The organism is Halalkalibacter suaedae, from assembly GCF_017939705.1.
Lineage (GTDB): Bacteria > Bacillota > Bacilli > Bacillales > Bacillaceae_D > Halalkalibacter > Halalkalibacter suaedae.
This window is the reverse complement of the sequence record NZ_JAGKSQ010000001.1, coordinates 270,797-292,454: the sequence shown is the minus strand read 5'-3', so window position 1 is coordinate 292,454 and position 21,658 is coordinate 270,797. Positions and strand designations below refer to the sequence as shown.

Sequence of the window (21,658 nt, the reverse complement as noted above, 5' to 3'; positions counted from 1 at the left end):
GTAGTGAGATGGTAGCATTCACTGAACGACAATCACCGCGCTATGTGAATGGACGTCTACGTGCGAGGGTGAATCGGCCGATCATAAAACCTCCAAGTACAAAGGTGAATTCCTTACATTTTGCAGGATTTTGGATGCGGTTATGGGCCTATTTGCTCGATGCACTTGTTGTCCTATCAATAAATGGACTGGTTAGTTTTCCTTTAAGGCTTATCGGTGTTAATGACTTGATCTTTTCACCGTATATGCTCCTATCAGCGTCTGTGTTCTTTCTCTATTTTGCACTAATGACGAAATATTACGGGCAAACATTAGGGAAAATGGTATTAGGCTTGAAAGTGATCTCAACAAATGGAAGTGACTTAACTTGGACTCAAGTTATTTTCAGAGAAGGGGTCGGGCGTCTTATTCATCAATTATTTTTCATGTTGCGAGTCATCTATTTATTTATTGCCTTTACGACTAAAAAACAGGGCCTTCATGATTTAATTGCTGATACGTATGTCGTGTTTGAAAAAAGTGACCTCCTAGATACAAACAAATAAGCTTTAGACAAGACCACTGAAAAGAGACATTCTTCCTTTTCGGTGGTTTTTCTTATCTCGTGGCGATAAATAACAGGTTTATTTTTCTGAGAAGCGGGAGAGACTATTTACAATAGAACCGTCTAGGGGAGATATTATGACTTGGATGATAATCATTGCTATACTGCTTATTCTTTTTTGTATAATAATTGTCACAAAAGTGAAAGTGCAAACGATGTATCGTCATCGTAAGGACGATGATTTACTTGAAGTCAAGGTTTATGTTTGGTGGATAAGGGTGTATACCTTTTCAGCTCCAGTTATTAAACTCGATGATGATTCCTTTTCACTTGAAGTAGAAGAAGAACAACAGATTGGACCAACCGAATCAAAGAAAAAAGGGCGAATTACACCACAAATTGTAGTTGAGAAATTAAGATTGTTGCGGGATTTTTTGGATCATGTAGTTGGGTTACATAAAATTATCAAACGTTTTCTAAAAAAAGTTAAGGTCCATAATTTCGAATGGCATTCAGGAATTGGTGTCGCTGATGCCGCTTATACGGCCCAGCTGACAGGGGTTGTATGGTCATTGAAAGGGGCAATTGTCGGTGTGTTGTCAAAGTATATGCGATTTCAGCAAATGCCAAAACTATCTGTAGACCCACATTTTCAAATGATGATTACACATACGAATCTTTCTTGCATGATTTCGTTTCGAATCGGACAAGCTATGATTGCAGGTCTAATGTTGCTTAAACATTGGAGAAGAAGACCGAAGTTTAAGCAGTCACATTCGGTTGAAGAAAATATGTAATCAGGAGGAATGAATAGTCATGACAGATCATCCAATCCAAGGTTTAATGAAAACAGCAATGGAAAATTTAAAAGAAATGGTAGATGTAAATACCATCGTAGGGGATCCGGTAGAAACTCCTGATGGTAGTGTAATCATGCCAATTTCAAAAGTAGGATTTGGGTTTGCTGCTGGTGGTAGTGAATTTGTAATTGAGCATCACAATGATGAAGAGCACAAGCATCCATTTGGTGGAGGTAGTGGTGGTGGTGTATCTATTACACCAATCGCATTCTTAGTTGTAAGTAGCCAAGGTGTAAAAATGGTACATCTTGATAGCAATACACATCTTTATGAGAAGCTTCTTGACTTTGCTCCGCAAGTAGTTGATAAGATTCAACAAATGCTTGGTGGTCAAAATGGTCAAGGTGGTCAGAACCAAAATGCCACTAACCAGTCAACAACTGCACAACAACAGCCTACAAACCAAACAACAACGACAAATACGTCTTTTGATCCAAATAACACCAACTTCAATAACCCAAATTCAACAATGTAACAAAATGGAATGGGCAATGCCCATTCTTTTTTTGTTAATTTTAGGTTCCAAATGTTGTTATTTTTATTCTCTTTCATGTAAAATGAATCTGTACATAGAACACAAACGGTAGAGGAGGAAGTTTAATGGCACAAGTAACATTTAAGAATAATCCAGTTACTTTATTAGGTAGTGAAGTGAAAGTTGGGGATCAAGCACCTGATTTTACTGTTCTAGCAAATGATCTATCTGAGGTAACTTTAGCCGATTCAAAAGGAAAAAAACGCTTAATTAGTGTTGTTCCATCTATTGATACGGGAGTGTGTGACCAACAAACTCGACGTTTTAATGAAGAAGCTGCAGGACTTGAAAATGTAGAGGTGCTTACATTAAGTGTTGACCTACCATTTGCTCAAAAACGTTGGTGTGCTGCTGCAGGACTTGAAGCGGTAAGTACATTATCAGATCATCGTGACTTATCTTTCGGACAAGCATATGGAGTGGTAATTAAGGAGCTTCGTTTATTGACTCGGGCTGTTTTTGTTATTGACTCTAATGATAAAATATCATACGTTGAATATGTAGCAGAAGCAACAAATCATCCAAATTATGAAATGGCTATTGAGGCTGTCAAAACAGCAAAATAAATTCTTACGAAAAGGAGCCTACTGTTTTTGGCAGCAGGCTTCTTTTTGTTGAAGTAAAAGGAATGGATAATACATGCAAAAAACAGAAATTGAAAGATTATTTTCTTACTTAGATGAAACAGCGACATATTTAGAAAAGAACTGGACTTCCACTTATCTAGAGGGCCTGGCAGAGGCTGGGGAGAATCTTTTTCAAAAAGATGTCTGCCAACCACTTACGGATGAAAAGGTAAAGGCTTTGGCAGATTTCTTAGAGGATGTTAGCAGCGATAGCGAATACGAGCCAGAAGACATTCGCAAAGCTTACCAGCTTGCTGTTCTAAAAGGAATGAAGGGAGCCGTTCAGTCCCACCACTCAATGACTCCAGATGCCGTGTGTCTATTTTTGAGTTATCTTGTTAATAAAGTGATACATAAAAAGGAAGTTGTTACATTACTTGATTTGGCTGTAGGTTCAGGTAATTTAGTTAGTGCCTTGTTAAATCATTCAACAACCAAGATGGTTGCAAAGGGATTTGAAGTGGATGAAACGTTGGTGAAGTTAGCATTTGTAAATGCGAACTTACAAAAACATGAACTCGATTTATTTCATCAAGATAGTATTGAGCCACTTGCCATTCCAGAGGTTGACCTGGTTGTTACAGATCTTCCGGTTGGGTTTTATCCGAAAGATGACGTGGCAAGTTCGTATAATCTAAATGCAGCTGAAGGGCATTCTTTTATTCACCACCTTATGATTGAACAAGCGCTGAAGAAAACAAAGGATGGCGGATTTTTATTCTTTGTTGTTCCTAATTTTTTATTTGAAAGTGAGCAGGCTCAAAGCCTCCACCAATTTATCAAAAAAGAAGCAACCATTTTAGGTTTACTAAAGCTACCTGATAGTATGTTTCAGGCAGAACAACACGGTAAGAGTATTTTTATGCTACAGAAAAAAGGTTCGGATATTATTCAACCACAACAGGCATTACTTGCAGAACTACCTTCCTTTTCAAAGAAAGAAGCACTAGCTGATATGATTCAACAAATTAATAAGTGGTTTTCATCTGAACTGGGTATAATGTAAGTGTCTGAATAATGTAAGGCTTTACCTTTCTGAATAGAATGAATATAAGCGAAAAACAGTGAAATAAGGAGAATATCCTTGAAAAGAATTTGTCGTGGTGCTTAAATGATATATGATCTATTTTAAAAGGAGCGGGTTTAAAGAATGTCAAAAATTATTGCAATAAATGCAGGTAGCTCATCTTTAAAGTTCCAATTACTTACTATGCCAGAAGAAACAGTTCTGACTGTAGGCTTGGTTGAACGTATTGGTTTAGAGGATGGTGTGTTTTCGATTGAAGTAGAAGGAAAGAAGCAATCAGAGACACGAGCGATTCCAAATCATGCTGAAGCAGTGAAGATTTTACTTGAGAAATTAACAGGTCTAGGTATAATTGCATCCCTGGATGAAATCGATGGTATTGGACATCGTGTTGTACATGGCGGTGAAAAATTTAATGATTCTGTGTTAATAACTGACGAGGTTCTGGCAGGAATTGAAGAAGTTTCTGAATTAGCTCCTTTGCATAACCCGGCAAATATTGTAGGAATTAAAGCATTTAAAGATGTGTTACCAAATGTTCCAGCAGTGGCTGTTTTTGATACTGCTTTTCATCAGACGATGCCAGAAGCATCTTATTTATATAGCTTACCTTATGAATACTATGAGGACTATGGTATTCGCAAATATGGTTTCCATGGTACGTCACATAAATATGTTTCAGAGCGTGCGGCTGAATTACTAGGTCGTCCAATTGAACAGCTACGTCTATTATCTTGTCATTTAGGTAATGGTGCAAGTATCGCTGCAATTGAAGGTGGAAAGTCAATCGATACATCAATGGGTTTCACACCACTTGCAGGTGTAACAATGGGTACGCGCTCAGGTAATATTGACCCAGCACTTATTCCATACATTATGGAGAAAACAAATCAAGATGCATATCAAGTACTTGATACACTTAATAAGAGAAGTGGTTTACTTGGTGTTTCAGGGTTTTCAAGTGACTTAAGAGATATTGTGAGTCAGGCTGAAGCTGGCAATTCTCGTGCTCAGCTTGCACTCGATGTCTTTACTTCAAGAATTCATAAGTATATTGGTTCATACGCTGCACGAATGAGTGGAGTTGATGCGATTATTTTCACGGCTGGAATCGGTGAGAATAGTGATGTGATCCGTGAACAAGTGTTAAAAGGACTTGAATTTATGGGCGTGTACTGGGATCCAGCCTTAAACAAAGTACGTGGAAAGGAAGCATTCATTAACTATCCACATTCACCTGTTAAAGTACTAATCATTCCAACAAATGAGGAAGTAATGATTGCCAGAGATACTGTAAGATTATCTCAGTAGTGTATTCTAAGTTAAAAGGATGTCCTAAAAGGCAAAGAATAGCCACTAGGGACATCCTTTTTTCATTTAAGTCTTGTCATTCCGGACAATATGTATAGCATAGAGTAGAGAGAGAGCTTAAGGGGGGATGATTTGATGCAGTCTATTCTGGATGTTAGTGAGGGAGACGTCGTTACTGATTTCTTTTTTATTCGTGAAAGAGAGATAAAACAAGCATCAAACGGAAGCGACTATGCTACTTTCTTATTAGAACGTAATCTTGAGCACATACAAGCACGCCTTTGGGATATTACCAATGAACAAAAATCGATGTTTGATCGTAAAGTGATCGTAAAGATTGAAGCAACGATGGAAAGATATCGAGGAAAAAGGCAATTACATATTAATCGAATTAGATTAGCAACTGAGGATGATAAAGTAAACGTGACTGAGTTGTTAGCAAGAAAAGGTGTTCAACGAGAGGACCTTTGGCAAGATTTAAGACTTCTAATGGAAGAAATTGAATCAGAAACAATTCGTGCTATTATCAAACAGGTATTTGGGCAGCGATCGTTCCGCGATCGATTTACAACCATTCCTGCATCAAAAATGTATCACCATGCCTATTATGCGGGGCTACTTGAGCATGTTGTTCACACTGCTAAAAGTGCCTACCAACTGCTTCCCCTCTATCCTTATATCAATAAAGATATTGTAATAGCTACTTGTTTGTTACATGATGTTGGTAAAACACAGTTGTTTACAGAGGCAATTGCTCCAGAACACACGACAGTTGGTGAACTAATAGGACACTTACCTCTCAGCCTAGAACTAATCTATGATGCAGCAAAAGAAGCAGGAATCGCAAGGGATAATCCCGAATTATTAAGACTTAAGCACTGTGTCGCTAGTCAGTTTGGTGAAGTGTCTCAAGGCTATGGAAGTGCTGTCTCTCCCAAAACAGCTGAAGCGATCTTTTTCTATCATCTTAAACAAATGAATACGTTACTGCATGGCTTTGATATACTTCAAGAACACGCTCGAGAACCGTGGACTTACTCTCCAATGTTTAAACGGAAATTGTACACGAAAAAAGATAAGGAGGAAGATCATAGTGAGTGACAGATTAAGTGAATTACAAGAATGGGAAGAACGCTATTTTCTAATAGAGAGTAGTGATGTAGCACAATCGTATCATTATTACCATGAACGCATGCTCTCAAAAATTAATGAAGAGAAAAAGGAAAAATGGCTAGCTAAAATGGATAGTTGTTTGGCACATTTACAATCATGGTTATTACAGAGTCGGTCATTTGAAGAAACGAAAAGACGCGTTATTACACATGCAAGAATTTTTGATTCATCGCTTTCTTCTGTAGACGATTTACGAAGATTACCAATAGAAAAACTAGACTATCTGGCTGAACAGTTAATGGCAAAACAACGCTTGTTATCATTTGGTCAAGGTGGATTAACAGGAATGGGTGGTTTATTCCTGTTACTCGCTGATCTTCCTGCACTTGCAATCATTCAATTACGTTCATTACAACATCTCTCTTTTGTTTATGGTTACGATAGTCGACATCCAATGGAGCAGATGGTCATGCTAAAGCTTTTTCATATTGCGACATTACCTAAAGCGTACCAACATTCAGAATGGGACAGGCTTTGGCAGGAGGTTGAAGAGCATCAGCATGATCAAATCTTCTATCAAGGAGATGAAACAGTATTCAACGAGCAATGGCTTCAACAGATGTCTTCTCAGCTAGCGAAAAGCTTTGTTATTACTATGCTGAGAAAAAAATTGATACAGGGCGTGCCATTACTAGGGATCGCACTAGGAGCCGGGATGAATTATCGTTTATCTCAACAGGTTATTGAGGTCGGTCAACATTTCTATCAAAAAAGAAGATTATTAGAAGAAAATGCATAAAAAAGCAGGGTGATCTAGAAGTAAGTGTCTAGATCATCCTTTTATTTATCTGAAAAACGTATTTTTATTAAAATGAAAAAGAAAATTAATTCATAAAAAAAGAATAAAAATGACTTGCCAAAACCAAGCACCCCTGTTAAAGTAATGAATATTAATAAGAAATGTAGTTGGTTTTATACATTATAAAGTGCTAAATATGAGCACCCCTTTTTTTGGATGTGCTTGTATAAAAATAATATTTTAAGTATGAATATTCACTGGGGGAATGAGAAATGAGTAAAGAAAAAGTGGTATTAGCATATTCAGGCGGATTAGATACATCTGTTGCGATTAAATGGTTAGCAGATAAAGGATACGATGTTATTGCTGTAGGACTTGATGTTGGTGAAGGCAAAGACCTTGATTTCGTTAAACAAAAGGCTCTAGACGTTGGTGCAATTGAATCATACTCTATTGATGCAAAGAAGGAATTTGCAGAGGATTTCGTTTTACCAGCACTTCAGGCACATACAATGTATGAAGAAAAGTATCCACTCGTGTCGGCTCTTTCTCGCCCGCTAATCTCAAAAAAATTAGTTGAGATTGCAGAACAGACAGGAGCTGCGGCTGTTGCACATGGATGTACTGGAAAAGGAAATGACCAAGTACGGTTTGAGGTGTCGATTCAAGCTCTAAATCCAAACTTAAAAGTACTTGCACCAGTAAGAGAATGGGGTTGGTCTCGTGACGAAGAGATCGCTTACGCAAAAGCAAATAATGTACCAATTCCAGTTGATTTAGATAATCCTTACTCTGTCGATCAAAACTTATGGGGACGTGCAAATGAGTGTGGAATTTTAGAAGATCCATGGGCAACTCCTCCAGAGGGTGCATATGAGTTAACAGTTTCTATTGAGGATGCACCAGATCAAGCTGATATTGTAGAAATTGGATTTGAACAAGGAGTCCCGGTTTCTATTAACGGAAAATCATATCAATTAGATGATTTAATTCTAGAATTAAATCAAGTTGCTGGTAAGCATGGGGTTGGACGTATTGATCATGTTGAAAATCGACTTGTTGGAATTAAGTCTCGTGAAGTATACGAGTGTCCAGGTGCAATGACTCTAATAAAAGCACATAAAGAATTAGAAGATATTACATTGACGAAAGAGGTTGCACACTTCAAGCCAGTTATTGCTAAGAAACTATCTGAATTAATTTATGATGGGCTTTGGTTTTCTCCACTTCAACCAGCACTTCAAGCGTTTCTAAAAGAAACACAAAAGACGGTCACAGGCGTTGTTCGTGTGAAATTATTCAAAGGTCATGCCATTGTTGAAGGACGTAAATCTCCTTTCTCACTATATAATGAAAAGCTTGCGACATACTCAACTGATGATGAATTTGATCACGGTGCAGCAGTTGGCTTCATTTCATTATGGGGACTTTCTACAAAGGTTAATAGCATGGTTAATAAGGAAAAGAAGGAGGTCACAAACTAGTGTCAAAGCTTTGGGGTGGACGCTTCACAAAAACAGCAGAGGAGTGGGTCGATGCATTTGGTGCATCGATCGGCTTCGATCAAGCATTAGTAAATGAGGATATTGAAGGAAGCATTGCCCATGTAACGATGTTAGGCAAATGTGGCATCCTTCCAGCCGATGAAGTAGAACAAATTAAAGCAGGACTTGGTGTTCTTCGTGAAAAAGCAGCAAAGGGCGAGTTGGAGTTTTCTGTCCAGCAAGAGGATATCCATTTAAATCTTGAGAAACATCTTATCGATGAAATTGGTCCTGTCGGCGGAAAGCTACACACAGGACGAAGCCGAAATGATCAAGTGGCAACAGACATGCATTTATATTTGCGAAATCAAATTAAGGAAATCATGGATGGAGTTAAAAAACTTCAAACTGCGATTTACCAACAAGCGACGGAACATGTAGAAACCATTATTCCGGGTTATACCCACCTACAACGGGCACAGCCTGTTTCGTTTGCCCATCATTTGTTGGCGTATTTTTGGATGCTTGAACGAGACTACGGGCGTCTAGAGGACAGCATCAAGCGTGTTAACATCTCACCACTTGGGGCAGGGGCATTAGCTGGGACGACGTTTCCTATTGACCGTGCTTATTCAGCTGAACTATTAGGGTTTGATGATATCTATCACAATAGTCTAGATGCAGTTAGTGACAGAGATTTTATCGTTGAATTTCTTAGCAACTCTTCCCTCATTATGATGCATCTCTCTCGTCTTTGCGAGGAATTAATTTTGTGGTCAACACAGGAATTTCAATTTGTCGAAATGGATGATACCTTCGCGACTGGTAGCAGCATTATGCCACAAAAGAAAAACCCTGATATGGCAGAGCTTATTCGTGGAAAGACAGGACGAGTATATGGGAACCTCTTTTCATTATTAACAACATTAAAGGGTCTCCCTCTCGCTTACAATAAGGATATGCAAGAGGATAAAGAAGGAATGTTCGATACAGTTGAAACCGTCAAGGGATCGTTAAATATCTTCGCGGGAATGATTGAAACAATGACTGTCAATAAGGATACTATGGAAAAGGCTGTTCACAACGACTTTTCTAATGCGACTGAACTCGCAGATTACTTAGCCACAAAAGGAATGCCATTTCGACAAGCACATGAAGTTGTTGGAAAACTTGTCTTAGTTGCGATCCAAAAAGGAGTCTTTCTACTTGATTTGCCTTTCACAGATTATCAAGAGGCAAGTGAATTGTTTGAAAAGGATATCTATGACGTGCTTGATCCGAAGACAGTTGTTGCCAGAAGAAATAGTGCCGGCGGAACTGGTTTTGATCAAGTGAAATTGGCATTAGCAAAAGTAAAAGAACTTTTATAAGCCTTCTCTCACATAAAATGTCAGGATCTGCCGAATACTAGGTTTGTTGGAATAAACCTAGGAGGAGGCATATGCCATGAAAGAGCATAAATTAACAAGCGGAATTTATGATGCACAGGGAGAAATGGATGTACATCAACAAGTGATGGATTCTTATAGCCATGGTACGTTAGAGCAACGTCATCAAGACGAAATGGATCAACAATACGAAAAAACTAAAAAATAAAGAATGAAACAGAAAAGAGAACACACTCAATGGGAAAAAATTAACCTCCTGAGTGTGTTCTCTTTTTTTACTATCTCCGTAAAACATAGTATGATTTTATCGTAGGTTAGTTTAGAGGAGAGGTGGAACTTGAATGCGGCATGCCTTTATTACTGCTGGGACAAAGGGGATTGGAGTTCAAGTAACGGAATCACTATTATTAGCGGGCTACTCTGTCTCAGTTACATACCGAAGTGATCAAAATGTAATTACTGCACTTCGTGAAAAGTGGAAAGCCTATGACGAGAAACTTCAGTTTATTCAAGTTGACGTGACCAAAAAAGAGCAAATTTACGAAGCAGTGGAGAATGCCTTTGAGAGATTTGGTAGAATTGATATTTTAGTTAATAATGCAGGGCCTTACGTATTTGAACGGAAGAAGCTTGTCGATTATAGCGAAGAAGAATGGTATGAAATGACCGAAGGGAATTTAAGTGCCGTTTATCATCTCTTAAGAAAAATCGTACCAATCATGCGAAAACAACAATTTGGGAGAATTATTACATATGGATTTCAAGGAGCTAATAGTGCTCCTGGATGGATTTATCGCTCTGCCTATGCAGCTGCAAAGGTGGGACTTGTCTCACTGATGAAAACTGTTTCGATTGAAGAAGCGGAATATGGAATTACAGCTAATATGGTTTGTCCAGGAAACATTCTAGGTGAAATGAAGGAAGCGACAATAGAAGAAGCGAGAGTCCATCAAGATCATGAAACACCAATTGGGCGATCTGGAACAGGAGAGGACATAGCTCGTGCTATTTTATTTTTGTGTGACGAGAATGCAGATATGGTGACAGGGACGGTTCTGGAAGTAACAGGTGGTGTTGATGTTATAAATCGTTATCGGTAATTATGTATAAAATTCCATTTTATGTTACATCTTATGAATGAGGTGAGCATAATGAAAAAATGGATATTTCTTGTTGCTGCTTTCATGTTGGTATCTAGTAGTTTGGTGTTAACGTTAGAAGCTCAAGCGAAGGATCCAGCTGCAGCATCAATTAGAGTCATGTTCGTAGAAGAAGGAACGAACTATCAATGGGAATATGCTAGTCCTAGTCGATACAAGTACGGGGAAGAAGAGCATGTTATAACTGGAAACAAAGCAAAAGACAAGGTAAATGAAATTGTCGACTTATTAAAGGTTGATGAAGAAGAGAAGGTTGATGATCTCCTTAAAAGAGCTCAGCAACGCTATCCGAATTTAATACGCATGGATATTCGGTTTATAAATGAGGAAGGCGAATTATTTACATGGGTATGGAATTCATAGTAATCAGTCTTAGTCTAATTGAAGAAAAATAAAGCCCTATTGAACGGACTTCAAGCCTGTTCAATAGGGTTCTGTTTCGTTTTATTTAATCATTTGCAATTCTTTTGGATAGGCTGTTAAGCACTCGTATCCATCAGTAGTAATCAGTACATCGTCTTCAATCCGGACGCCGCCGACACTCGGCACATAAATTCCTGGCTCAATCGTAAAGCACATGCCGACCTTTAACACATCACTGTTATTTTCATTCAGAGAGGGGAGCTCATGAACTTCAGTTCCAAGACCATGTCCAATTCTGTGAGGGAAAAAATCCCCATAGCCGGCATCTGTGATAATCGAACGAGCTTTTCTATCAAGTTCTCCGAGAATTGTACCTTCCTTGCACATTTCGAGTGTATCTAGCTGTGCCTTTAAGACCGTGTTATAGATCTTCTGTTGCTCATCAGAAATTGCCCCAAACCCAACAGTTCTAGTAATGTCAGAACAATACCCTTCTAAAACGACACCTAAATCAAATAGGATAAATTCCCCTTTTTGAATGGTTTTCATACTTGGTTTCCCGTGTGGGTTTGCTGACTGCTCGCCACTTAACACAAGTGTACCAAAAGACATCTCAGAAATACCCTTCCTCTTTAATTCAAATTCAATCATTGATAGGATTTCCATTTCAGTTCGACCAGACTGAAGGGCATGAACTCCGACTTCGACTCCGAAATCAGCCAGCTTTGCTGCTTCTCTAAGAACTGAGATTTCCTTTTCATTTTTGATAAGTCTCAGATCCATGAATATATTGTCAAGCTTTGTCCATTCAGTAAGGGGGAACGCGTTCTTTAGCTGTTCTGCTCTAGAGAATGAAAGTAGCTCTCCTTCAATTCCGAGCATGGTTCCTTGAAATGAAATATCGCTTGTGAACTGCTGAATTTTCTCCCAAGGGTTTTCATGGTCACTGTAGCCAATGATGTCTAACTGCCAACCAGCTTCCTTTGCAAGAGAAACTTCCATATTAGGACATACGAGGCAGGGTTCAGCATTTGGAAAGACCATCAAGCTAACGAGACGTTCGTGTGGTTCACATCGGAATCCAGTAAAGTAAAAAAGATTTGCTTTGCCTTGGATAAATGCCATGCCAATGTCATTTTGTTGTAAGTGTTGTTTGAGGTAGCTTAAACGCTGTTCAATCATCAATTTGTCTCCTTTTAAATGCGATTATCTCTATTTACGATATCATCAAATGTAGAAATAAGAAAGGAAGGTAGATGATTACTAACGAAAGAATAGTTTTCATGGTAAGTCGCTCCGACTACGCTACCGGGATGGGGGGCACGCTTTCCGCAGAAAGGCATGGAACTAACTGGCTTCGCCAGTGGATTTCCATTTGCCCTTTTTTAATGGCCTTTAAGCAATGAGCGAAACCGTTGCATTCTCTTAAGCCTTGCTATGAGTGGGTTTCTCATAGAAGGCGTGCAACGAGTATGAGCGGATTTGGGATAGTTATGAGCGGAATGCACAGAGTTATAAGCCCGATCCTAACTATTATGAGCCGCCTAGCCCGAACTAGAACTTGAGACGTATCTATCTCTTATCATGTTACTGACATCGATGCTGAATCAAGATATATGAATTTAAAGGATAACTTTCATTGAAGTGGATGTTTTTTTATTCAAATATGTACTCTATCATGCAATATGTTACCCAAATTCCAACCAGTTCCTCACGATTCTCTGAAGAAGACACTTCTCGAACCACCGAAATGTTCTGTTCTCATGCGGCTGGTCTAATTATGAGCGGGATGTAGAGGTTTATGAGCGGATTTAGGATCGTTATGAGCGGGATGTACAGAGTTATGAGCCCAATCCCGACTATTATGAGCCTGCCCAGCTTCGATCTAGCAACTGATACGTACGTAACTTTTATTATTTGACTAACATCCGTGTTGAAACTAGATTTATGAAAAAGTGATCATTTTTCATTGAATGCTGGCTTTTTATTCAATATGCACTCTTACACCCGCTATGTTACCCAAATTCCAACCAGTTCCTCAGGCTTTTCTGAAGAAGTCACTTTTCAAGCCACCGAAATGTTCTGTATCTCAAGAGACTGGTCTAATTATGAGCGGGATGTAGAGGTTTATGAGCGGATTTAGGATCGTTATGAGCGGGATCTGCAGAGTTATGAACTTAATCAACATTATTATGAGCCCTATTCTTCCTACAGCAATAGGTCCTTCCATCCTAATGGAAAGAGGAAAATCAACAAATATTAAAGGGTTATCTTTCAGGGATAAGCAGGAAAGAATACGTGAATGAGGAATTATTGTATAATAAGCAGAATAAGAAACTATTTAAATGAAGGAGCAGATACATATGAAAATTAGTTATCATGGTCACTCAGTCGTTCTAATTGAAACAGGAAAGACTAGAATTATTATTGATCCATTTATAACTGGCAATTCTTTAACCGATCTTGATCCTGATACTTTAAAGGTTGATGTTATCTTATTAACACACGGACATAATGATCACGTTGGAGATACAGTTGCACTTGCAAAACGAAATGACGCTCTTGTTGTTGCGACATTCGAACTGGCAACCTATTTAGGTTGGCAAGGCGTACGTTGTCACCCAATGCATATTGGTGGGGCACACCAATTTGATTTTGGTAATGTTAAATTAACTCAAGCTTTCCATGGGTCGTCTTATATTATTGAAGAAGAACAGAAGATCGTTTATACAGGCATGCCAGCCGGAATATTATTTCAGGCTGAGGGGAAGACCATTTTCCATGCTGGAGATACTGCGTTATTTGGAGATATGAAGGTCATTGGAGAGCGGAATATCATTGATGTTGCCTTCCTGCCTATTGGGGATAATTTGACAATGGGACCTGAAGATGCGACAACTGCATCTGAATGGTTACAGGCCAAGCGTGTTGTTCCAATTCATTACAATACGTTTCCTGGAATTGAACAGGATCCAGTCGAGTTCACAGAGAATTTATCAGGCAAAAAAGGTTTATTCCTTAAGAGCGGTGAAAGCATGGAATTGTAATCAAAAGAGTGTTATGAACGTGAAAAGACGTTTCATAACGCTCTTTTTCAGAAGAAAGGCTTATCGCGGAGAGGTTGTACGGTAAGCTAAGAGGGTCATGGGAAGTCCTTGCTCCTTCAATTACATAGACGTATACTATAGTTATATTATTAGAAATTGGAAAAGTATGTGGAGGCTTATATTGGCTACAAAGCATGAACAAATTATAGGCTATATTACAAAGTTACAAATAGGTGAAAAGATTTCAGTTCGGTCAATTGCGAAAGCTCTACTCGTGAGTGAAGGTACTGCTTATCGGGCAATTAAGGAAGCTGAGAATCAAGGACTTGTTAGTACAATTGAACGTGTCGGGACGATTCGGATTGAAAAGAAACGGAAAGAAAATATTGAAAAGCTTACTTATGCCGAAGTTGTAAATATTGTTGAGGGACAGGTATTAGGTGGACGAAAGGGATTACATAAGACACTTAATCGCTTCGTCATTGGGGCAATGAAGCTTGATGCAATGATGCGTTATGTAGAGGCAGGCAATTTACTCATTGTCGGGAATCGTGATCAAGTACATAAGGTCGGTCTAGAAGCTGGAACAGCGGTGTTAATCACTGGTGGCTTTGATACAAGTAGTGAAGTTATTAAGTTAGCTGATCAGCTTGAGTTGCCAATTATCTCAACGAGCTATGACACATTTACCGTAGCTGCAATGATTAACAGAGCCATTTATGATCAATTAATAAAAAAAGAAATTGTATTAGTCGATGATATCCTTATTCCAATTGTAAATACCTTTTATCTGACTATGCAAAATACAGTAGAGAAGTGGCATGATTTAAATAAAAAAACAGGGCATAGTCGTTATCCCGTAATTGATGCCCAGATGAAGGTCCAGGGAATGGTTGCAGCAAAGGATGTGCTTGGAGCATCTAAATCAACCCCAATTGAGAAAGTGATGACAAGTAACCCGATCGTCGTTAAAGAACAAACATCAATCGCTACAGTAGCTCATTTGCTCGTTTGGGAAGGGATTGAGTTATTACCCGTGATTGATCAAGCGAGTAAACTAATTGGAGTGGTTAGTAGGCAAGATGTGCTCAAAGCATTGCAGATGGTTCAGCGCCAGCCGCATGTTGGAGAAACAATTGAAGAAATAGTGACTAGTCGAATTGAAGATCGCTCCTCTGGTGATCGTCTATCATTCATATGTGAAATTATTCCGCAAATGACGAATCAACTCGGATCAATTTCCTATGGTGTGATGACGACGATCGTGACCGAAGTAGGTCGACAAGTGTTACGAAAGCATAAAAAGGGCGATTTAGTCGTTGAGGATATTACATTGTATTTTATTAAACCAGTACAGATTGAAAGTACGCTTCATATCTTACCAAAGGTTTTAGAAATAGGACGTAAGCATGGAAAGATTGATGTAGAGCTATATCACGAGGAAGTTATTGTTGGCAAGGCAATCATGAGAGCCCAGCTTATTGAATAGTTGTTCAAGGTATAAGCCTGCTATGAGATAAATTAGCAGGCTTAATGTATATTTCGTAATTGTATTATTGTTCTAATTGTGGAGTGTAATGGCGATATGCTTTATAGCCATGAATCCCGTTAATTACCCCTAAAACAACAAAGACAATCCCGACGATCCAATCAATTGTAGTTCTAGGTGAGGAAAGTAAGTTTGCTCCAAAGGCAGTCAAGAAAACAGCTAAGGATAGTGTCGTTTTAGTTTCATATATACGTTTAATCAAAGAGTCTGGTGTTCGCCATGTTTTTACTTTGTTATATAGGTAAAAAACAGCGGCAAGAACCACAATAATAATAAAAATTTTTCCCATAAGATCCTCCTGCTTCAGTTGATTCTAGAATCTATTGTAACGTTAGCGAAGAGATTATGCTAGTGAAGGAAATATGAACAGAGAGTGAGGAATGAACATGATTGAAACCATTCACGCGTTAATTGAGCAATATGAGAAGATTATTATCCATCGTCACGAACGTCCAGATCCGGATGCACTTGGTTCTCAACTTGGGCTGGCACAGGTATTAAGAGAGCATTACCCGGAGAAAGTAATTTACGTTGTAGGGGAAGAGGAACCTTCTCTTACTTTCTTAGGTCGAATGCAAGAGGTCGGTGATCACGAATATGCGGAAGCACTTGTGATCGTATGCGACACAGCTAATACCGATCGAATTAGTGATAAACGTTATTCCAACGGAGGTGCTCTAATAAAAATCGATCATCATCCAAACGAAGAGGCTTATGGTGATCTAAGTTGGGTCGACACTTCCTTTAGCTCAACGAGTGAAATGATTGTTCAATTTATCATGACAACTCAAATGGCCATTAGTTCAGAATCTGCGTTATTATTGTATGCAGGCATTGTCGGTGACACAGGTAGATTTAGGTATACGAATACGACTCCTGCGACACTAAAGCGAGCAAGTTTATTAATTGGACAAGGATTTGATCAGAATGCATTTTATTCAAATTTACATAAAAAAGAGCTTAAAATAACCCGACTAGAAGGCTATATTCTTCAACATTTTGTTGTCTTAGAAGAATGTGTCGGTGTGATTAGGCTAACAAAGGAGATCCTCACTACATTCGGGGTGACCTCAGCAGAATCTTCTCAACTTGTGAATGCATTTTCAGATGTGGAGGGCTTGTTAACATGGGTCTTCTTTGTTGAAGAAAATGATAAGATTCGGGTAAGATTACGTTCAAAAGGACCTGTGATAAATACAATTGCTGCACAACATCATGGGGGTGGACACCCAATGGCGGCAGGAGCAACCGCCTATTCATGGGCAGAAACAGAGGAAATTATATTGAAATTAATCAAAGCAACGACTTAACTAGTTTACGATCTTAAGTACTAGATGGGATAATCGTTAATTGTATCTGTGTCTTCGTGTAAAGAAAGATTCCGTCCACTTTCACTTGAAAACGATTTTGATCGATCACAAATACTTTGTTTTCAAGGGTGCTAATTAACAAATCTTTCGTATTAGCCACAGATTCTAGATCCTTCCGTTCAATATGCTGAATTTCCTCTAGTACTTGTTTTCTTAACTCTAGAAGGGTTAGCTGATTAAGCCTTAGACGCCTGTCATTATTGAATTCAATTTCAATTTCTTGGATTGTTAGTTTCTTTTGATTTTCTTCATTTAATTTGCTTTGCTCACTGTTAAGCTCTTCAATTCTCTCTTCAAGGTTTTCGATGATTGCTTGTTGTTCTGACAGCCGAAGTACTAGCTCATTGTATACCTGTCCATATTGGTAAATAAAAAAGGTCCATCCTAGAAGGACTCCCAGGATGCAGCCGGCAAAGAAGCGTTGAAATGTTTTTCGTTCATAGAATGGTGGGATTCTCATGAGGATAACGACTCCCCAACCAGCCATTGAATAAGTGAAGTACCAGCCTGAGCTCCGCATAAGGCGGCGAATATCATAAAACCAGTTTTGAATATATCATCGTGAGTCCCTTCAAATAGCCCGCGTTCGATACTAGTTATTGCATCAAAGGTTCCACCAATGGCGGCAACGATTGCCCATATTTTTAAATTGCCAGCTAAGTTCTGCATGACGGCTAATGGAGGCTTCCCGATTAGAAAGGCCCCAATAGCCCCAATGATAGCTCCTCCTATGATGACACCAAAGGCTACGAAGAAATCGATAATGATTGTGGCTAAAAATTCTCGATTAAGCATGGGACTCATCCTTTCGTCAAAAAACAATTTCACGATTACTACATGTATAAGCGGATATTTCATGATTTATGACAAGCTTTAGAGAAACAATTTAGAGTAGAGGAGGTGTAGTCAAGATGATTCCTATTGATGTAGTAAGTGAATTTAGTCTGTTATCTTCAACTAATCGTATTGAGAAATTAGTTGAAAAGGCAAAAGATTTAGGGTATCAAGCATTGGCACTCTCTGATTACCATGTCATGTATGGAGCTGTACCATTTTATCGGGCCTGTCTTAAGTTTGGGATTGAACCGATATTTGGACTTCGATTAACGATACAGATTAATAACATGAATAAAATGCTTCGCGTCTATGCTAAAAATAAACAAGGCTATGCAAATCTGATGAAGCTCTCAACGCTGATTTGTCATAAAGAAGAAAAGGCTCGTTTCTTAACCAAAGAAGAATTGTTGCCGTATATAGGTGATCTAATTGTTGTTTTACCCTATATCGATGGGCCTATTACTCTCTCTCTAGAAAATGGTGATGTGGCTGAGGCTATTGCTCTTGTTAAAGAGTGGTTCGCTGATTATGAAAATTGCTTTATTGAATTGCAAGGAGATTCTAAACAGGATGATAGGAAGCACCGATATTTATGTGAACTTGCAAACGCAACTGGGTTGACTCTTATAGCCTCCCACCCTGCTTATTTTTTGGAAAAGGATGATGCAGGGGCATACCAAGTGGCTAGATCCATTCGAGAAGGAAAAAAAGCAGATGAATATCCATTATCGAGAAGAGAACAATCGTATTATTTAAAAAGTCCGAAAGAGCTTGAACAGCAATTTGAAGGCAATGAAGAGGCATTAGCAAATACACAATTATTCTCTGAACGCTGTACAGTCAAATTAGATCTTGGTCATATTCAATTGCCCAAATATCCTTCAGGTGAACAAGGGTCGGTTGAAAAGCTAAGAAGATTATGTGAGCAAGGTACTCGAAAACGATTTGATGTAATAACAGAGACTATTCAAGCAAGGTTAGAAGAAGAGCTTTCGGTTATTACTCGAATGGGGTTTAGTGACTATTTTCTTATTGTTTGGGACTTTATGAATTTCAGTAAAAACCAAGGTATTCTAACTGGACCTGGAAGAGGTTCGGCAGCAGGGTCTCTTGTTGCATATGTACTTGAGATTACCGATGTTGATCCATTGAAATATGATTTATTATTTGAACGTTTCTTAAATCATGAGCGTGTTTCAATGCCTGATATTGATATTGACTTTCCGGACCATCGAAGGGATGAAGTTATTGACTATGTCCAACGAAAATATGGGAAGGACCATGTTGCTCAGATTATCACTTTTGGGACACTAGCTGCGAAGGCGGTTGTGCGTGACGTTGGTAAGGCACTTGGTGTGCAGCAATATGTCATTGAACAAATCGTCAAAGAAATTCCTTCGACCCCTGGGACCACTCTAAAGAAAGCAATTGCAGAAAGTGAACGACTCTCTTTGCTGATCGCCCAATCAGAAGAGGCTAAGCAATTATGGGAGTTCTCGATTCGGCTTGAAGGGCTTCCTAGGCACGCCTCGACTCATGCGGCAGGTGTTGTCATTAGCGATAAGCCACTAACGGATATTCTAGCACTACAGTCGGGTTCAACAGGAATATCATTGACTCAAGCAACGATGGATGTTGTCGAAGAATTAGGGCTACTTAAATTTGATTTTCTTGGTTTACGTAATTTAACGCTATTAGAACAAATCATTCGTAACATAGAGACATCAGAGAACAAAGTGATTAGTCTTGAAGACCTGCCACTAGATGATAAGAAAACATTTGAATTACTAGGAAAGGGAGAAACGACCGGTGTGTTTCAGCTTGAATCAACTGGAATGAGAAGAGTGTTAACGAATCTTCAACCGACTGAATTTGAAGATATTGTTGCTGTAAATGCTCTCTACAGACCAGGCCCAATGGAATTTATCCCGTCCTATATTAAAAGAAAGCATCGAGAAGAACAAATTACTTTCTCTCATCCTGATTTGGAAGAGATTTTAATGAATACGTATGGAGTAGTCATTTATCAAGAGCAAATTATGAAAATCTCTTCGAAGATGGCCGATTTTTCTCTAGCAGAGGCAGATATTCTGCGAAGGGCTATTAGTAAAAAGAAAAAGAATGAACTAGAGCAGCAACGAATGGCTTTTATCAAAGGTTCTGAACAAAAAGGGTATTCCAATCATGTTGCATCTGATGTCTTTTCATTAATTGAACGTTTTGCTGATTATGGATTTAACCGAAGTCATGCCGTTGCCTATAGCTTAATAAGCTATAGACTCGCTTATTTGAAGGTGCATTACCCACTAGCTTTCTTTACGGCATTACTATCATCTACATGGCATCAACACGAGAAGCTTGCCCAATTAATTCAAGAATGCAAAGAAGCAGGGTTTGATATTCTACCTCCTTCAATCAACCAAAGTGAGGCGTTATTTTCAATCGAAGGAAAATCAATACGCTTTGGACTTTTGCCAATTGCTCATGTGGGGATGCAGGCTGTAAAGGAAATTCTGATGAAACGAAAGCAAAATAAACTTGATGATCTCTTTCATTTTACTCTCCATGTTGGAGCGGGTGTAACGAAGAAAGTGATCGAAAGTCTTATTAAGGCAGGTGCAATGGATGAATTTGGCGAGGATCGAGCTGTATTACTCTATTCGGTCGATTCTGCCGTTCAATTTGCTCAAAGTGTGAAGCAATTTCAGCAGGAGACAGAAGGATTATTCACCCTGGATGTCCAAGTACCTGACTATGATAAAGGAATCCCCCCTTTTTCAGATCAAGAAAAACTAGAGTTTGAAAAAGAAGCGCTAGGGTTCTATTTGTCTGGGCATCCAATTGAACCTTATTTCGAACAGTTAAAGAAATTAGGGAGGGTGACAATTAAGCAGGCCTTTGTACATTCAGGCCAAATAAGGGTTGCTGGATTATTAGGTGGGGTCAAAAGAATTCGAACTAAAAAAGGAGACCCAATGGGATTTGCCAAGTTGATTGATGAATCGGAGGAAGCTGACCTTACACTATTTCCGATTGCATGGAAGAAGCTCGAACATCAATTAACTGAAGGAGAGCTGTTTTTTGTTGAAGGCCGTACTGATATTTCTAACAAAAGAAGACAAATTATTGTAGACCGTATTATCCCGCTCAATACATTAGGGGGGACCTCGGCTGAGAATGAGCGGTTGTTTTTAAGAATTACTTCGGGGAAAAGTCCAGAGCTACTAAATGAAGTCAAAAAGGTTCTACACCAGCATAAAGGATCGACATCGGTTATTTTATTCTATGAGCAAACTAAGGCAACAAAACACTTATCTGATGAGTATAAAGTGAGTCCAAATGAACAGTGCTTAATTCAATTAAAGCAGTTATTAGGAGAAGAGCATGTCAGATTACGTCGATAAATACTACTTGGCTAGTAGGGAAAAGTTCTATATAATTAAGAATGTTTTCAAGTGGTCAGACCAATTCGAGGATACGAAAGAACGGTTCTAAAAGGGAGAGTATGAAAAGCCATAGAATAGGAAGTGGTATTACATATTCGACATTAGAAAAAGGTTGTTCAGCAATAGTCGTAGAATATACCAAAAACTTGCTATTATTGGCGATAAATCATAATGTAATAGAAAACCGAGGTGATAATGC

General features: G+C 38.7%; 21 protein-coding genes. 17 read left to right on the top strand and 4 right to left on the bottom strand.

Features of this window, described 5'->3' with window-relative positions; translation table 11 throughout:
* The first annotated feature begins 8 nt into the window (after positions 1 to 8).
* The 13 genes from J7W16_RS01410 to J7W16_RS01350 all read left to right on the top strand — a co-directional run bounded on the left by J7W16_RS01410 (position 9) and on the right by J7W16_RS01350 (position 11,210).
* Positions 9 to 545, top strand: coding sequence for an RDD family protein (locus J7W16_RS01410; protein WP_210595145.1), 537 nt, complete (start codon positions 9 to 11; stop codon positions 543 to 545).
* Between the two features lie 136 nt (positions 546 to 681).
* A complete protein-coding gene (locus tag J7W16_RS01405) occupies positions 682 to 1,341 on the top strand; it encodes a DUF2953 domain-containing protein (protein WP_210595144.1) in 660 nt (219 codons plus the stop codon).
* A 19-nt stretch (positions 1,342 to 1,360) separates the two neighbouring features.
* On the top strand, positions 1,361 to 1,879 hold the full coding sequence (ytfJ, locus tag J7W16_RS01400) for a GerW family sporulation protein (RefSeq protein ID WP_210595143.1): 519 nt from the start codon (positions 1,361 to 1,363) through the stop codon (positions 1,877 to 1,879).
* A gap of 125 nt (positions 1,880 to 2,004) precedes the next feature.
* The gene (gene tpx / locus J7W16_RS01395) at positions 2,005 to 2,505 is read left to right on the top strand and encodes a thiol peroxidase (RefSeq protein ID WP_210595142.1); all 501 of its coding nucleotides are present in this window, start codon (positions 2,005 to 2,007) and stop codon (positions 2,503 to 2,505) included.
* A gap of 73 nt (positions 2,506 to 2,578) precedes the next feature.
* Positions 2,579 to 3,571, top strand: a complete 993-nt coding sequence (locus J7W16_RS01390; RefSeq protein WP_210595141.1) for a class I SAM-dependent methyltransferase — start codon at positions 2,579 to 2,581, stop codon at positions 3,569 to 3,571.
* 144 nt (positions 3,572 to 3,715) lie between these two features.
* Entirely contained in the window at positions 3,716 to 4,903 is a 1,188-nt protein-coding gene (locus J7W16_RS01385; RefSeq protein WP_210595140.1) for an acetate kinase, read from the top strand.
* Positions 4,904 to 5,038: 135 nt separating this feature from the next.
* Complete coding sequence (locus tag J7W16_RS01380) at positions 5,039 to 6,004, top strand: 3'-5' exoribonuclease YhaM family protein (RefSeq protein ID WP_210595139.1); 966 nt, start codon at positions 5,039 to 5,041, stop codon at positions 6,002 to 6,004.
* Positions 5,997 to 6,815, top strand: a complete 819-nt coding sequence (locus J7W16_RS01375) for an EcsC family protein (protein WP_346726887.1) — start codon at positions 5,997 to 5,999, stop codon at positions 6,813 to 6,815. Before J7W16_RS01380 ends, J7W16_RS01375 begins: the two co-directional genes overlap by 8 nt.
* 272 nt (positions 6,816 to 7,087) lie before the next feature.
* On the top strand, positions 7,088 to 8,299 hold the full coding sequence (locus J7W16_RS01370) for an argininosuccinate synthase (protein ID WP_210595137.1): 1,212 nt from the start codon (positions 7,088 to 7,090) through the stop codon (positions 8,297 to 8,299).
* Complete coding sequence (gene argH, locus J7W16_RS01365; RefSeq protein WP_210595136.1) at positions 8,299 to 9,669, top strand: argininosuccinate lyase; 1,371 nt, start codon at positions 8,299 to 8,301, stop codon at positions 9,667 to 9,669. Before J7W16_RS01370 ends, argH begins: the two co-directional genes overlap by 1 nt.
* A 76-nt stretch (positions 9,670 to 9,745) precedes the next feature.
* A complete protein-coding gene (locus tag J7W16_RS01360) occupies positions 9,746 to 9,895 on the top strand; it encodes a hypothetical protein (protein WP_210595135.1) in 150 nt (49 codons plus the stop codon).
* A 133-nt stretch (positions 9,896 to 10,028) separates the two neighbouring features.
* Positions 10,029 to 10,787 carry an SDR family oxidoreductase gene (locus tag J7W16_RS01355; RefSeq protein ID WP_210595134.1) on the top strand — a complete coding sequence of 253 codons (759 nt, stop codon included), beginning with the start codon at positions 10,029 to 10,031 and terminating at the stop codon, positions 10,785 to 10,787.
* 51 nt (positions 10,788 to 10,838) lie between these two features.
* Positions 10,839 to 11,210: a hypothetical protein gene (locus J7W16_RS01350; RefSeq protein ID WP_210595133.1), complete on the top strand. Its 372-nt coding sequence runs from the start codon at positions 10,839 to 10,841 to the stop codon at positions 11,208 to 11,210.
* Between the two features lie 81 nt (positions 11,211 to 11,291).
* On the opposite strand, the gene J7W16_RS01345 is transcribed toward J7W16_RS01350, so the two are convergent.
* A complete protein-coding gene (locus J7W16_RS01345; protein ID WP_210595893.1) occupies positions 11,292 to 12,389 on the bottom strand; it encodes a M24 family metallopeptidase in 1,098 nt (365 codons plus the stop codon).
* A gap of 1,184 nt (positions 12,390 to 13,573) precedes the next feature.
* Here J7W16_RS01345 and J7W16_RS01340 point away from each other — a divergent pair.
* Positions 13,574 to 14,257: a metal-dependent hydrolase gene (locus J7W16_RS01340; protein WP_210595132.1), complete on the top strand. Its 684-nt coding sequence runs from the start codon at positions 13,574 to 13,576 to the stop codon at positions 14,255 to 14,257.
* A 181-nt stretch (positions 14,258 to 14,438) separates the two neighbouring features.
* A complete protein-coding gene (locus tag J7W16_RS01335) occupies positions 14,439 to 15,746 on the top strand; it encodes a DRTGG domain-containing protein (protein ID WP_210595131.1) in 1,308 nt (435 codons plus the stop codon).
* A 64-nt stretch (positions 15,747 to 15,810) separates the two neighbouring features.
* Here J7W16_RS01335 and J7W16_RS01330 read toward each other — a convergent pair whose 3' ends face one another.
* A complete protein-coding gene (locus tag J7W16_RS01330; protein ID WP_210595130.1) occupies positions 15,811 to 16,095 on the bottom strand; it encodes a YtpI family protein in 285 nt (94 codons plus the stop codon).
* Between the two features lie 97 nt (positions 16,096 to 16,192).
* On the opposite strand from J7W16_RS01330, the gene J7W16_RS01325 reads away from it, so the two are divergent.
* Positions 16,193 to 17,116: a DHH family phosphoesterase gene (locus J7W16_RS01325; protein ID WP_210595129.1), complete on the top strand. Its 924-nt coding sequence runs from the start codon at positions 16,193 to 16,195 to the stop codon at positions 17,114 to 17,116.
* 13 nt (positions 17,117 to 17,129) lie between these two features.
* Here J7W16_RS01325 and ytrI read toward each other — a convergent pair whose 3' ends face one another.
* On the bottom strand, positions 17,130 to 17,636 hold the full coding sequence (ytrI, locus tag J7W16_RS01320) for a sporulation membrane protein YtrI (RefSeq protein ID WP_210595128.1): 507 nt from the start codon (positions 17,634 to 17,636) through the stop codon (positions 17,130 to 17,132).
* Positions 17,633 to 17,971: a sporulation membrane protein YtrH gene (gene ytrH, locus J7W16_RS01315; protein WP_210595127.1), complete on the bottom strand. Its 339-nt coding sequence runs from the start codon at positions 17,969 to 17,971 to the stop codon at positions 17,633 to 17,635. The genes ytrI and ytrH overlap by 4 nt, the downstream gene beginning before the upstream one ends.
* A 116-nt stretch (positions 17,972 to 18,087) precedes the next feature.
* Here ytrH and dnaE point away from each other — a divergent pair, with 116 nt between their 5' ends.
* On the top strand, positions 18,088 to 21,417 hold the full coding sequence (gene dnaE / locus J7W16_RS01310; RefSeq protein ID WP_210595126.1) for a DNA polymerase III subunit alpha: 3,330 nt from the start codon (positions 18,088 to 18,090) through the stop codon (positions 21,415 to 21,417).
* Positions 21,418 to 21,658: the final 241 nt, after the last annotated feature.